This window comes from Actinobacillus porcinus (genome assembly GCF_901764995.1).
Taxonomy (GTDB): domain Bacteria; phylum Pseudomonadota; class Gammaproteobacteria; order Enterobacterales; family Pasteurellaceae; genus Exercitatus; species Exercitatus porcinus.
In genome coordinates this window covers 54,718-66,933 of sequence record NZ_CABFKI010000001.1, presented here as the reverse complement: position 1 = coordinate 66,933, position 12,216 = coordinate 54,718, and the positions used below count along the sequence as shown (strand labels likewise).

The 12,216-nt window shown below is 41.0% G+C and carries 18 protein-coding genes; 17 read left to right on the top strand and 1 reads right to left on the bottom strand.

The window, feature by feature from the left end; genetic code table 11:
* Positions 1-19 precede the first annotated feature (19 nt).
* The 15 genes from E7T07_RS00325 (at position 20) to E7T07_RS00255 (ending at position 8,587) form a co-directional block, all read left to right on the top strand.
* On the top strand, positions 20-1,165 hold the full coding sequence (locus E7T07_RS00325) for a mannitol-1-phosphate 5-dehydrogenase (protein ID WP_135708948.1): 1,146 nt from the start codon (positions 20-22) through the stop codon (positions 1,163-1,165).
* Positions 1,166-1,239: 74 nt separating this feature from the next.
* A complete protein-coding gene (locus E7T07_RS00320; protein WP_135708947.1) occupies positions 1,240-1,755 on the top strand; it encodes an MltR family transcriptional regulator in 516 nt (171 codons plus the stop codon).
* A 407-nt stretch (positions 1,756-2,162) separates the two neighbouring features.
* Positions 2,163-2,474, top strand: a complete 312-nt coding sequence (rpsJ, locus tag E7T07_RS00315; protein WP_001181005.1) for a 30S ribosomal protein S10 — start codon at positions 2,163-2,165, stop codon at positions 2,472-2,474.
* A 16-nt stretch (positions 2,475-2,490) separates the two neighbouring features.
* Positions 2,491-3,117 (top strand): 50S ribosomal protein L3, encoded by a 627-nt coding sequence (gene rplC / locus E7T07_RS00310; RefSeq protein ID WP_135708946.1) that lies wholly within the window; start codon positions 2,491-2,493, stop codon positions 3,115-3,117.
* Positions 3,118-3,132: 15 nt separating this feature from the next.
* Positions 3,133-3,735, top strand: coding sequence for a 50S ribosomal protein L4 (gene rplD, locus E7T07_RS00305; protein WP_135708945.1), 603 nt, complete (start codon positions 3,133-3,135; stop codon positions 3,733-3,735).
* On the top strand, positions 3,735-4,037 hold the full coding sequence (gene rplW, locus E7T07_RS00300) for a 50S ribosomal protein L23 (RefSeq protein WP_174221922.1): 303 nt from the start codon (positions 3,735-3,737) through the stop codon (positions 4,035-4,037). Before rplD ends, rplW begins: the two co-directional genes overlap by 1 nt.
* A gap of 20 nt (positions 4,038-4,057) precedes the next feature.
* Positions 4,058-4,879 carry a 50S ribosomal protein L2 gene (gene rplB, locus E7T07_RS00295; RefSeq protein WP_115636987.1) on the top strand — a complete coding sequence of 274 codons (822 nt, stop codon included), beginning with the start codon at positions 4,058-4,060 and terminating at the stop codon, positions 4,877-4,879.
* 24 nt (positions 4,880-4,903) lie between these two features.
* Complete coding sequence (gene rpsS / locus E7T07_RS00290; RefSeq protein WP_005539416.1) at positions 4,904-5,179, top strand: 30S ribosomal protein S19; 276 nt, start codon at positions 4,904-4,906, stop codon at positions 5,177-5,179.
* A gap of 11 nt (positions 5,180-5,190) precedes the next feature.
* Positions 5,191-5,523 carry a 50S ribosomal protein L22 gene (gene rplV, locus E7T07_RS00285; RefSeq protein ID WP_005754962.1) on the top strand — a complete coding sequence of 111 codons (333 nt, stop codon included), beginning with the start codon at positions 5,191-5,193 and terminating at the stop codon, positions 5,521-5,523.
* Positions 5,524-5,543: 20 nt separating this feature from the next.
* Positions 5,544-6,251, top strand: coding sequence for a 30S ribosomal protein S3 (rpsC, locus tag E7T07_RS00280; protein ID WP_135708944.1), 708 nt, complete (start codon positions 5,544-5,546; stop codon positions 6,249-6,251).
* Between the two features lie 13 nt (positions 6,252-6,264).
* Positions 6,265-6,675, top strand: a complete 411-nt coding sequence (rplP, locus tag E7T07_RS00275) for a 50S ribosomal protein L16 (RefSeq protein WP_100289144.1) — start codon at positions 6,265-6,267, stop codon at positions 6,673-6,675.
* The gene (rpmC, locus tag E7T07_RS00270) at positions 6,675-6,866 is read left to right on the top strand and encodes a 50S ribosomal protein L29 (protein ID WP_135708943.1); all 192 of its coding nucleotides are present in this window, start codon (positions 6,675-6,677) and stop codon (positions 6,864-6,866) included. The genes rplP and rpmC overlap by 1 nt, the downstream gene beginning before the upstream one ends.
* Positions 6,866-7,123, top strand: coding sequence for a 30S ribosomal protein S17 (gene rpsQ, locus E7T07_RS00265; protein ID WP_135708942.1), 258 nt, complete (start codon positions 6,866-6,868; stop codon positions 7,121-7,123). The genes rpmC and rpsQ overlap by 1 nt, the downstream gene beginning before the upstream one ends.
* Before the next feature lie 163 nt (positions 7,124-7,286).
* Positions 7,287-7,823 (top strand): hypothetical protein, encoded by a 537-nt coding sequence (locus E7T07_RS00260; RefSeq protein WP_135708941.1) that lies wholly within the window; start codon positions 7,287-7,289, stop codon positions 7,821-7,823.
* A gap of 89 nt (positions 7,824-7,912) precedes the next feature.
* The gene (locus tag E7T07_RS00255; protein WP_135708940.1) at positions 7,913-8,587 is read left to right on the top strand and encodes a hypothetical protein; all 675 of its coding nucleotides are present in this window, start codon (positions 7,913-7,915) and stop codon (positions 8,585-8,587) included.
* A 70-nt stretch (positions 8,588-8,657) separates the two neighbouring features.
* Here E7T07_RS00255 and rluD read toward each other — a convergent pair whose 3' ends face one another.
* Positions 8,658-9,632 (bottom strand): 23S rRNA pseudouridine(1911/1915/1917) synthase RluD, encoded by a 975-nt coding sequence (rluD, locus tag E7T07_RS00250; RefSeq protein WP_135708939.1) that lies wholly within the window; start codon positions 9,630-9,632, stop codon positions 8,658-8,660.
* Positions 9,633-9,730: 98 nt separating this feature from the next.
* Here rluD and E7T07_RS00245 point away from each other — a divergent pair, with 98 nt between their 5' ends.
* Complete coding sequence (locus E7T07_RS00245; protein ID WP_135708938.1) at positions 9,731-10,555, top strand: outer membrane protein assembly factor BamD; 825 nt, start codon at positions 9,731-9,733, stop codon at positions 10,553-10,555.
* A 342-nt stretch (positions 10,556-10,897) separates the two neighbouring features.
* Positions 10,898-12,178 carry a sodium/C4-dicarboxylate transporter SdcA gene (sdcA, locus tag E7T07_RS00240; protein WP_135708937.1) on the top strand — a complete coding sequence of 427 codons (1,281 nt, stop codon included), beginning with the start codon at positions 10,898-10,900 and terminating at the stop codon, positions 12,176-12,178.
* Positions 12,179-12,216 lie beyond the last annotated feature (38 nt).

Below are 12,216 nucleotides of genomic sequence, written 5' to 3'. Positions count from 1 at the left end.
AATTTCGGAGAAGATTTAAATGAAAGCATTACATTTCGGCGCGGGTAATATCGGTCGTGGCTTTATTGGAAAATTATTAGCGGACAGTAACGTAGAAGTCATTTTTGCCGATGTGAACGAAAGCGTTATAAACTTGCTCAAAACGAACCGCACTTATGGCGTGAAAATTGTCGGCGACAGTGTGAATACCGTTGAGCAAGTAAAAAATGTCACGGGAGTTAATTCTAAAGATGAAGCGGCGATTATTGCGTTATTTAATGAAGTGGATTTGGTGACAACGGCGGTTGGTCCAAACGTATTAAAAATTATTGCCGGCACCGTTGCAAAAGCCTTAGAAGCACGTTTGGCAAGTGGCAATACCAAACCCTTAAATATTATTGCCTGTGAAAATATGGTGCGCGGCACGACTTTCTTAAAAGAGCAGGTTTTCACCCATTTAAACCCGGCTATCAAAGAGCAAGTTGATGCTTTAATTGGCTTTGTGGATAGTGCCGTTGACCGTATTGTGCCGCCTGTGCAACCTGATGAGAACGATCCTTTATTGGTGACAGTGGAAGAATTTAGCGAATGGATTGTGGATAAAACCCAGTTTAAAGGGGACATTCCCGCTATTAACGGGATGGAGCAAACGGATAACTTAATGGCTTTTGTTGAGCGTAAATTATTTACCTTAAATACAGGTCATGCGGTGACTTCTTATTATGGAAAATCAAAAGGTTATCAGTTCGTCAAAGAGAGTATTGAAGATGCGGATGTAAAAGCTTTTGTGAAATCGGTGATGCAAGAAAGCGGTGCTGTTTTGATCAAACGTTATGGTTTTGATCCACAAGCACATGCCGCTTATATCGAGAAGATCTTAAAACGTTTTGCTAATCCGTATTTGGTGGATGATGTGGATCGTGTGGGGCGTGAACCATTACGCAAATTAAGCTATAACGATCGTTTGATCAAGCCATTACGTGGAACCTTGGAATATGGTTTACCGAATGATAATTTAGTGCGCGCCATCGCAACAGCATTAAAATATCGTAACGAAAATGATCCGCAAGCGATTGAACTGGCACAATCCTTGGCGGATAATGGTGTGGTAGAAACGGTGAAAAAATACACGGAATTACAAGATAATGCGGTGATTGAGCGTATTGCCGCGGCATATAATGCGTAACTAATAAAAAGCGCGGTTAAAAATATAAGAGATTTTGACCGCGCTTTATCTTCATTTTTTCAAAGGATTTTATTGTGCTATCAGATGATCTTATTTACGAAAAACTCAACGATGCAGCGTCAATCCGTGGTTTTGTGACCGCAGCGGTGGCATTGTTTGATGAAGCGGTGGATTGCCTGATCAATAAAGTGTTTCGCAAAAATGATTTTGCGGTGAAGTCTGTGGTGGACAGCTTGTTTGAAACCTCCGGCCCTTTGGCAGCCTTGAGTATTCGGTTAAAAGTGTTGCTGGGGTTGGGTGTTATTTCTCAGGATATCTTTGAAGATATTACGGCATTTTTGCAATTAAAAGAACAGCTTAACAATGATGTGGATGAGCATTATTTTGCCGATGAACTGATTTTGAGTTTTACGCACGAGCTACAATCTTTTAAAGATAAAGCATTGTTGCCGACAGAAGAAATGGTGGAGGATCTTTCGACATTAGTGGGCAAAATGAAACAGCAACGTAAAGAAAATTTAGTGCGTTCTTGTTTAATTTTGACGATTACTGAGATTTATCGTCAGTTGGCGATTGAAAGTCCGCTGTAAACAGCAAAAAGTGCGGTTATTTTTAGCCGGTTTTTGATTATATAACAGTTGTGCAAGACGGTCGTTGAGCTTGTCGAAACGTAAGTCTTGTGCAGTAAACGCTGAAATGTCTTATAGTTCGACAGGCTCACTAACCGTGGTTCGACAAGCTCACCAACCGCCATTTCATCTTTAAATTTTTATTATAAAAGCTTGCAATTTATGCCGAGATGAGTATAATTCACAAGCTTTCAATACGAAAGCCGTTTAATGTAATCATTTATTAAACGCACTATTACGATATGTAATAGATAAAATGTTCCCGATTTGGGAACTACATAGGTCTGCTGCACTTCCCTTTATTTAAGAAGTTAAAGGTGATGGTGTCAGTTTTTTTATAGCTAAATTTTTATTGGAGCTCTGGTCTAATGCAGAACCAAAGAATCCGTATCCGCTTAAAAGCATTTGATCATCGCTTGATCGATCAATCTACTGCGGAGATCGTAGAAACAGCTAAACGTACTGGTGCACAAGTTCGTGGCCCAATTCCTTTACCAACTCGTAAAGAACGTTTTACTGTATTGATTTCACCACACGTTAACAAAGACGCGCGTGACCAATATGAAATTCGTACTCACAAACGTTTAGTTGATATCGTTGAGCCAACAGAAAAAACTGTTGATGCATTAATGCGTTTAGATTTGGCTGCCGGCGTTGACGTGCAGATCAGCCTAGGTTAATTAAGAGGTTATTACAATGATTGGTTTAGTCGGTCGTAAAGTTGGTATGACCCGCGTTTTCACTGAAGACGGCGTGTCAATTCCAGTTACCGTTATCGAAATCGAAGCCAACCGCGTAACTCAAGTTAAAACTCTTGAAAACGATGGCTATACTGCAGTTCAAGTTACAACTGGCTCAAAAAAAGCAAGTCGTGTAACTAAGCCTGAAGCAGGTCATTTCGTGAAAGCAGGTGTTGAAGCTGGTCGCGGTTTATGGGAATTTCGTACTGAAGGTGAAGAATTCACTTTAGGTCAAGAAATTAATGTTGACATCTTTACAGATGTTAAAAAAGTTGATGTTACCGGTACGTCTAAAGGTAAAGGTTTCCAAGGTGGTGTTAAACGTTGGAACTTCCGTACTCAAGATGCTACACATGGTAACTCTTTATCACATCGTGTACTTGGTTCTATTGGTCAAAACCAAACTCCGGGTCGTGTGTTTAAAGGTAAAAAAATGGCTGGACACTTAGGTGCTGAGCGTGTAACTGTTCAATCACTTGAAGTTGTTCGTGTAGATGCTGAGCGTAAATTATTATTAGTTAAAGGTGCCGTTCCGGGCGCAACTAATAGTGATGTTATCGTGAAACCAGCAGTTAAAGCATAAGTCTAGGAGATAGAGATGGAATTACAAGTTGTAGGTGCAAACGCACTAACTGTTTCTGAAACTACCTTCGGACGTGAGTTTAACGAAGCGTTAATCCACCAAGTAGTTGTTGCATACGCAGCAGGTGCTCGTCAAGGTTCACGCGCACAAAAAACTCGTGCTGAAGTGTCTGGTTCAGGTAAAAAACCTTGGCGTCAAAAAGGTACAGGCCGCGCGCGTTCCGGTGATATCAAATCACCAATCTGGCGTTCGGGTGGTGTTACTTTTGCTGCGAAACCACAAGATCACAGCCAAAAAGTAAACAAAAAAATGTACCGTGGTGCAATCAAAAGCATTCTTTCTGAATTAGTTCGTCAAGACCGCTTAGTGGTTGTTGAGAAATTCGAAATTGACGCACCAAAAACTAAAGTATTAGCACAAAAATTAAAAGATATGGCGTTAAATGACGCTCTTATCATCACTGCAAGCTTAGATGAAAATCTATTCTTAGCAGCACGTAACTTATACAAAGTTGATGTACGTGATGTGCAAGGTATCGACCCGGTAAGCTTAATCGCTTTCGATAAAGTGGTTGTTACTGTTGATGCAGTGAAACAAATTGAGGAGATGTTAGCGTGATTCAACAAGAACGTTTGCTAAAAGTGCTTAAAGCACCACATATCTCTGAGAAAGCAACTAACAACGCAGAGAGCTCAAATACTATCGTATTCAAAGTTGCATTAGATGCAAATAAAGTTGAAATTGCTAACGCAGTTGAACAACTTTTTGAAGTGAAAGTAGATTCAGTTCGTACAGTTGTTGTTAAAGGTAAAACCAAACGCCGCGGTAATAAAATGGGTCGCCGCAGTGACTGGAAAAAAGCTTATGTTACTCTTCAAGAAGGTCAATCACTTGACTTCGTTGAAGGTGCGGCAGAGTAATTACGGAGGAATAAAGAATTATGGCTATCGTTAAATGTAAGCCGACCTCCGCTGGTCGTCGTCACGTTGTTAAAATCGTGAACCCTGAATTACACAAGGGCAAACCTTACGCACCATTATTAGATACTAAATCTAAAACTGGTGGTCGTAATAATTTAGGACGTATCACTACTCGTCATATCGGTGGTGGTCATAAACAACATTACCGTTTAATCGATTTCAAACGTAACAAGTTAGATATCCCAGCGGTTGTTGAGCGTCTTGAATATGATCCAAATCGTTCTGCAAATATCGCTTTAGTGCTTTATAAAGATGGTGAACGCCGTTATATCTTAGCACCTAAAGGTCTGTCTGTAGGCGATCAAATCCAAGCTGGTGCAAACTCGCCAATTAAAGTTGGTAACTCTTTACCAATGCGTAACATCCCAGTTGGTTCGACTGTACATAACGTTGAATTAAAACCAGGTAAAGGCGGTCAAATCGCGCGTTCTGCCGGTGCGTATGTACAAATCATTGCTCGTGAAGGTAACTATGTAACTTTACGTTTACGTTCAGGCGAAATGCGTAAAGTATTAGCTGAGTGTGTTGCTACTATCGGTGAAGTAGGTAACTCTGAACACATGTTGCGTGTACTGGGTAAAGCCGGTGCAAGCCGTTGGAGAGGTATCCGTCCTACAGTTCGTGGTACAGCAATGAACCCGGTTGATCACCCGCACGGTGGTGGTGAAGGTCGTAACTTTGGTAAACACCCGGTAACTCCTTGGGGCGTTCAAACTAAAGGTAAGAAAACTCGTCACAACAAACGTACTGATAAATACATCGTACGTCGTCGTGGCAAATAATAGATTTAATTAAGAGGATTAGCCATGCCACGTTCTCTCAAGAAAGGTCCTTTCCTTGACCTACACTTGTTGAAGAAGGTAGAGAAGGCGGTGGAAAGCGGGGATAAAAAGCCAATTAAAACTTGGTCCCGTCGTTCAATGATCATTCCATCAATGATTGGTTTGACCATCGCAGTCCATAATGGTCGTCAGCACGTTCCAGTTTATGTTTCAGACGAAATGATCGGACATAAATTAGGTGAATTTGCACCGACTCGTACATACCGCGGTCACGCTGCGGATAAGAAAGCTAAGAAGTAAGAGGTAAATAGATGGAAACAATCGCTAAACATCGTTACGCTCGCACTTCAGCTCAAAAAGCTCGCTTAGTTGCGGATTTAATCCGTGGTAAAAAAGTAGCGGCAGCTTTAGAAATCTTAACGTTTACAAACAAAAAAGCAGCAGCTTTAGTTAAGAAAGTATTAGAGTCAGCTATTGCTAACGCAGAGCACAATGACGGTGCAGATATCGATGATCTTAAAGTCGCTAAGATTTTCGTTGATGAAGGTCCTAGCATGAAACGTGTTATGCCACGTGCTAAAGGTCGTGCAGATCGCATTTTAAAACGTACAAGCCACATCACAGTGGTTGTGTCAGATCGTTAATCGTAGAGGAATAACAGAAAATGGGTCAAAAAGTCCATCCACATGGTATTCGCCTTGGTATTGTTAAGCCTTGGAGCTCTACATGGTTTGCGAATACACAAGATTTCGCTGATAATCTTGACGGCGATTTCAAAGTACGTAAATTCTTGAATAAAGAATTAGCGAACGCTTCAGTTTCACGTATCACTATTGAACGTCCGGCTAAAAGCATTCGCGTTACAATCCACACAGCGCGCCCGGGTATCGTTATCGGTAAAAAAGGCGAAGATGTTGAAAAATTACGCAACGCAGTCGCGAAAATCGCAGGCGTTCCGGCACAAATCAATATCGCTGAAGTGAAAAAACCTGAATTAGATGCAAAATTAGTTGCAGATAGCATCGCTTCACAATTAGAACGTCGTGTGATGTTCCGCCGTGCAATGAAACGTGCAGTACAAAGCGCGATGAAACTTGGTGCGAAAGGTATCAAAGTTGAAGTGAGCGGTCGTTTAGGTGGTGCAGAGATTGCACGTTCTGAATGGTATCGTGAAGGTCGCGTTCCATTACATACGTTACGTGCGGACATCGACTATAACACTGCAGAAGCACATACAACATACGGTGTAATCGGTATTAAAGTATGGATCTTCAAAGGTGAAATTCTCGGTGGAATGGCTGCAATTGCACAACAACCAGAACAACAACCGGCTGCGCCTAAAAAGGCACCACGCGGCAAAGGTCGTAAGTAAGGAGAACTGCTAGATGTTGCAACCAAAACGTACAAAATTCCGTAAAGTCCACAAAGGACGTAACCGTGGTATCGCCGGTGGTACAGAAGTTAGCTTCGGTACATTCGGCTTAAAAGCGGTTGGTCGCGGTCGTTTAACAGCTCGCCAAATCGAAGCGGCTCGCCGTGCGATGACTCGTGCAGTTAAACGTCAAGGTAAAATCTGGATTCGTGTATTCCCGGACAAACCAATTACTGAAAAACCATTAGAAGTTCGTATGGGTAAAGGTAAAGGTAACGTGGAATACTGGGTAGCACTTATCCAACCAGGTAAAGTACTTTATGAAATGGACGGAGTTTCAGAAGAAATCGCACGTAATGCATTCGCATTAGCGGCGGCGAAACTTCCGATTAAAACAACGTTCGTAACTAAGACGGTGATGTAATGAAAGCTCAAGAACTACGTAACAAAAATGTTGAAGAGCTGAATGCTGAGTTAGCAAACCTTTTAGGTGAGCAATTCAAATTGCGTATGCAAGCAGCCACCGGTCAGCTTCAACAAACCCACCAGTTAAAACAAGTGCGCCGTAATATTGCACGAGTAAAAACTGTATTAAATCAAAAGGCGGGTGAGTAATGACTGATAAAATTCGTACTGTTCAAGGTCGTGTAATTAGCGACAAAATGGATAAATCTTTCACAATCGCCATCGAGCGTAAAGTGAAACACCCACTTTTAGGTAAATTTATCCGCCGTACAACGAAATTACACGTTCACGATGAGAACAACGAAGCTAAACAAGGTGATGTAGTTGAAATTAAGGAATGTCGTCCTGTTTCAAAAACTAAATCTTGGACTTTAGTTCGTGTAGTAGAAAAAGCAACTATCGCTTAATCGCTACATTTAATCTAAAACCTTAAGCCCTAGCAGAAATGCTAGGGCTTTTTTGTTTTCTCTCAACTAAAGAAAAAATAGCCAATTTTCAAAGGAGTATACTCCTTTAACTTATTCTTGACAGAATAAGTTAAATGTATTGTTAAACAAAAAAGGATTACCTATGAAATTAAAAAGATTCTTATCGCTAACAGCAGGTTTTTTACTTCTTTCTGGTTCTGTATGGGGTGAGCCTAAAGGAGTAATATTCAGTAAGTATTTACTTGATATGTATGAAAATCCTAGTGACTATCCACCTACTATATCTGCAGAACAGTTATGGTTATTAAAACAATCAATAAATCAAAATCCCCAACAAAAAGAACAAATGGAGACAATGTGTGCAATTGCTCCGAGTCTTAGACCAGAATTAAAACAAGACATATCTAGTGATATGAAGAAAAATCGCGAAATAATGAAAGCATATTATGATCTTATAGAAGCTGGAAGCACTATTGAACAAGTTTTAGAACGTGAATGTTTTGTGAAAAAATTAGCTACAGAATATGTCGAAAAATCAAAAAAATTATGTGATTTAGTTATTTCTACTCCTAACTTATCAGAGGATGATAAGGAGGATTGCAAAGACGAAGGACAATCTTTTGAGGAATTTAAGGCTGAACTTATTAGAGATGCAAAAAGTAGTGCCACAGCGAATTAACTAGGATTTACTCTAAGTTATCAAATAGGGTTATAGTTTCTTCTCTAAATTAAGTATGACAATGTTGATTTATATGAAGGAAAACATTAGTGATAAGACATATTAGTGAAGTTATCAAAAAATTTGATAATGAGATAAAAGATGCAAAACATCGCTACTACAGCTTCGATTTCTGCTATTCCCATTTCCGTCATTCTAAAGAAACCGGAAATATTGATATCGAAAAAAGTTGCTTTGTATTGTGGAGTTATTTAGCAAGCTGGGGAATGTTGCGTGGTTCTAGTTTCTTAATGCAGAAAAATCCTGCTTATTTAACGGAGCTTGTTAAATGGATCTATGAACAACCCCAAGCGACTTGGCTTATTGATGTTGACGATTACACGGATAAGAAAAAGGAAATCTTATCTTTATATACTCAAGTCAAATCATATCTTATCGGTGAGAAAAGCCATCAAGCGGTGACTCTCGTGACGAAAGTGTTATTAGGCGTTTTTGCCATTATTCCTGCTTATGATCGTTTCTTTAAGGAAACCTTTAGCGAAATAGCGGGAGAAGCATGTGGTTTCACTAGACCTAATGAAACATCTTTAGACATTATTGCGCAATTTTACCAAGCCAATAAGGCAGAAATTGATGCCTTAAGCCAATCACATTATGTGGTTAGTTTTGATGGAAAACGAACAAATTACCCTTATTCAAAAGCTAAAATCATAGATATGTATGGTTTCCAGGTTGGGCGTGATAAAGTTTCTAAGAATACCTAAAAACCTTCATCTTGAGATAAAGTTAAGCCCTAGCCGTTGTGCTAGGGCTTTTTAAGTGCGGTCATTATTTTTAATAATCTAACTCATCCTTATGCAACTGATAATCTTCTTTCAGTGCCGCAATAAGTTCTCGGAAATCATCCGGTAATGGTGCGTGCCATTCCATCAATTCCCCCGTAATAGGATGTTCTAAACGTAACATAATGGCGTGTAATGCTTGACGTTGGAAGTTACGCAACACTTCCGCGAAATGTTCTGTGGCATGTTTGGGCGGGCGCGGACGGCCGCCATAGGTTTGATCGCCAAGTAAAGGATGGGCAATATGTGCCATATGGACACGAATTTGGTGCGTGCGCCCTGTTTCTAAACGTAAACGCAAACGGGTGTAATTACGGAAATGTTCCATAATGCGATAATGGGTTACAGCAGGTTTCCCCATAGGATGAACTGCCATGGCGGTACGTTTGGTCGGATGGCGCGCCATCGGTTCGTCCACTTTCCCCCCTTTGGTCATCACGCCAAAGGCTACCGCTTCGTATTCGCGCGTAATTTTACGTTTTTGCAAATCACGCACTAACTGGGTTTGTGCGGGAATGGTTTTGGCGACCACCATTAAACCCGTGGTATCTTTATCTAAACGATGCACAATTCCGGCGCGTGGCACTTCGGCGATTTGTGGATAGTGATAAAGCAACGCGTTAAGCACCGTACCGCGTGGATTACCGGCACCGGGGTGAACCACAAAATCTTTAGGTTTATTGATCACTAAAATATGTTCGTCTTCGTAAACAATATTAAGTGGAATATTTTCAGGTTCAAAATGGGTTTCATCTTCCACTTCCACCGTAATTTCTATGTGTTCACCGCCTAATACTTTGGTGCGCGGCACATTGATGACATTGCCGTTAACCAGCACAAGATTTTGCTCAATCCACGTTTTCAAACGTGAACGAGAATATTCCGGGAACAACTCCGCCAGCGTTTGGTCTAAGCGTTGTCCCATTTGTTCGGATTGGACTTCCGTTGAAAGGGTAATTTGAGCCATAAATAATAAAAAATCCGTGATTTAATGAATAATGTTCTATAAAATACGGCAAATATTGTAACTCAATAGCACATTTTAAGATAGAAAAGGATAAGGTTATGCGTAAATTAAAATCGCTTGCGTTCGCGACATTGACGGCATTGGCTATGACTGCTTGTTCAAGCAGCAAAGAAGTAGAACAAGCTTCAGAACAAGAGCTATTTACGATTGGTCAAGCGCATTTACAAAATGCAGAATATTCTGATGCTACGCGTTATTTACAAGCCGTTGATACGCGTTTCCCGGGCGGCACTTATAGCGAACAAGCACAGTTAAATCTCATTTACGTTGCATACAAAACGCAAGATTATACGACCGCACTTGTTACCGCAGATCGTTTCTTACAACAACATTCAGGTAGCCCATACACGGATTATGTGCTTTACATGGCGGCATTAACCAATATGTCGATGGGCGATAACTATCTTCAGGATTTATTTGGTATCGATCGCTCAACGCGAGAAACGACTTCCATGAAAACGGCATTTAGTAACTTCCAAACATTGGTGCAACATTTCCCAAACAGCCAATATACCCCTGATGCCTTAACGCGAATGGCTTATATTAAAGACCGTTTGGCACGCCATGAATTAGAAATTGCAAAATTCTACGCGAAACGCAAAGCATGGGTTGCGGTATCAAATCGTGTGACAGATATGTTGCGTTTATACCCGGATACTTACGCGACATTAGAAGCCTTGCCATTAATGCAAGAAGCTTATCATGAAATGGGCTTAACCCAATTAGAACAAAAAGCCGCGGCTTTAGTTAAAGCCAATGAAGGCAAGGTGCTTAAAGAAGCTGAGAAACCCGATGAGCCGTTCTTAAGTTTACCGTCTTGGTTAAAATTTGGTGACTCAGAGCCAGAAAAAGCCGCTGAATAATCGGTACAATATAGCAAACAAAACGACCGCACTTTATCAAAAGCGCGGTCGTTTTTTTGCTGATTTTATAACTCGTCAGTTTAGTGCGGTTCGACAGGCTCACCAACCTTAATTTGCCCTGTTGGATAATTAAGAATATCGCCTTTAAATCCAATATATTGTGTAGGCTCTGCAAGGCAAATGGGGATCCTTGTGGACTTATTTGGTTTGGAATAAACCCTGTTCCCACAGTTCGGGCTAATCTTTTATTCTTACCCTTTAACGTTATCTTTTTTATTCAAACATTCCCCCTTTGCTGGGTTATGGGCTATAATGCGCCGTTTTTTATTTATCGGAGGATTTATGACCCCAAGTATTATTACCCTGTGCTTTCTCGTTTTTGCTGTGATTATGTTTGCATGGGAAAAATTGCCCCTTGCTGTGACGGCGATGATTGTTTGTGTGGGGTTATCCCTTACAGGTGTGTTGCCACAAAAGGAAGCGTTTTTAGGTTTTGTGGATACTAACGTGATTTTATTTGCGGCGATGTTTATTATCGGCGGTGCTTTATTTGAAACGGGGATGGCAAATAAAATTGGTGGGGTGGTCACTAAATTTGCGAGCAGCGAATTAAAATTGATGATTGTGCTGATGGTCATTACCGGGGTGATGTCCGGGGTGTTATCCAATACGGGGACGGCGGCGATTCTGATTCCTGTGATTTTGGGGATTACGGTTAAATCCGGTTTTGCGCGCTCTCGTTTGTTAATGCCAATGGCATTTGCTTCGACTTTAGGTGGTAACCTGTCGTTGATTGGTTCACCGAATAACTTGGTGGTACAAGGGGTGTTAGAAGGCGCAGGGCATAAATTTGGTTTCTTTGAATATGCCAAAATCGGTGTACCGATGTTAATTGCCGGGGTTTTATTTTTTACCTTTATCGGTTATCGCTTGTTGCCAAAAACGGAAAATGTAGGTTTTGACGAAGACGATGTACACGTATTCCATAATCACCATAACCATATTCCCAAATGGAAACAGTGGACCTCTTTTGCCGTGTTATTAGCCACCTTATTTGCGATGGTCTTTGAAGATGTGATAGGGATTAAGCTCTACCTTTCGGCTTGTGTGGGGGCGTTAATTTTGGTGATTTTACGTGTAATTACGGAAAAACAAGCCTATGAAGCCATTGATAGCCAAGTAATTTTCTTATTTGCCGGAACCCTTGCCCTTGCGGAAGCCTTGAAAGTGACAGGTGCCGGGGCGGATATTGCTCATACTATTATTGGTTGGTTAGGGGCGCACCCGAATTCTTATGTGTTGTTGTTAACCATTTTATTGTTAAGCTGTGTGTTGACAAACTTTATGTCAAACACAGCAACGGCGGCATTGCTTGCGCCTATCGGGCTTTCGATTGCTAATACTTTGGGCGCCGATCCGCGCGCGGTATTAATGGCGGTCGTAGTGGGGTCATCTTGTGCCTTTGCGACACCCATTGGGACGCCGGCTAACACCATGATTTTATCTGTAGGGCGTTATCGCTTTGCGGATTATGCTAAAGCAGGTTTGCCGTTGATTTTGATTATTATCGCGATCAGCATGGTATTGTTGCCGATTTTCTTCCCATTCTTCCCAGCGCAATAATGCCTAGTGGTACAGGGTTTGTTTGAACAAAATCAACA

Bases quoted from the DNA above. Each gene is read 5' to 3' on its own strand.
- E7T07_RS00325 (WP_135708948.1), top strand. From the start codon at position 20: ATGAAAGCATTACATTTCGGCGCGGGTAATATCGGTCGTGGCTTTATT.
- rpsJ (WP_001181005.1), top strand. From the start codon at position 2,163: ATGCAGAACCAAAGAATCCGTATCCGCTTAAAAGCATTTGATCATCGC.
- rplC (WP_135708946.1), top strand. From the start codon at position 2,491: ATGATTGGTTTAGTCGGTCGTAAAGTTGGTATGACCCGCGTTTTCACT.
- rplD (WP_135708945.1), top strand. From the start codon at position 3,133: ATGGAATTACAAGTTGTAGGTGCAAACGCACTAACTGTTTCTGAAACT.
- rplB (WP_115636987.1), top strand. From the start codon at position 4,058: ATGGCTATCGTTAAATGTAAGCCGACCTCCGCTGGTCGTCGTCACGTT.
- rpsS (WP_005539416.1), top strand. From the start codon at position 4,904: ATGCCACGTTCTCTCAAGAAAGGTCCTTTCCTTGACCTACACTTGTTG.
- rplV (WP_005754962.1), top strand. From the start codon at position 5,191: ATGGAAACAATCGCTAAACATCGTTACGCTCGCACTTCAGCTCAAAAA.
- rpsC (WP_135708944.1), top strand. From the start codon at position 5,544: ATGGGTCAAAAAGTCCATCCACATGGTATTCGCCTTGGTATTGTTAAG.
- rplP (WP_100289144.1), top strand. From the start codon at position 6,265: ATGTTGCAACCAAAACGTACAAAATTCCGTAAAGTCCACAAAGGACGT.
- rpmC (WP_135708943.1), top strand. From the start codon at position 6,675: ATGAAAGCTCAAGAACTACGTAACAAAAATGTTGAAGAGCTGAATGCT.
- rpsQ (WP_135708942.1), top strand. From the start codon at position 6,866: ATGACTGATAAAATTCGTACTGTTCAAGGTCGTGTAATTAGCGACAAA.
- E7T07_RS00260 (WP_135708941.1), top strand. From the start codon at position 7,287: ATGAAATTAAAAAGATTCTTATCGCTAACAGCAGGTTTTTTACTTCTT.
- rluD (WP_135708939.1), bottom strand. From the start codon at position 9,632: ATGGCTCAAATTACCCTTTCAACGGAAGTCCAATCCGAACAAATGGGA.
- E7T07_RS00245 (WP_135708938.1), top strand. From the start codon at position 9,731: ATGCGTAAATTAAAATCGCTTGCGTTCGCGACATTGACGGCATTGGCT.
- sdcA (WP_135708937.1), top strand. From the start codon at position 10,898: ATGACCCCAAGTATTATTACCCTGTGCTTTCTCGTTTTTGCTGTGATT.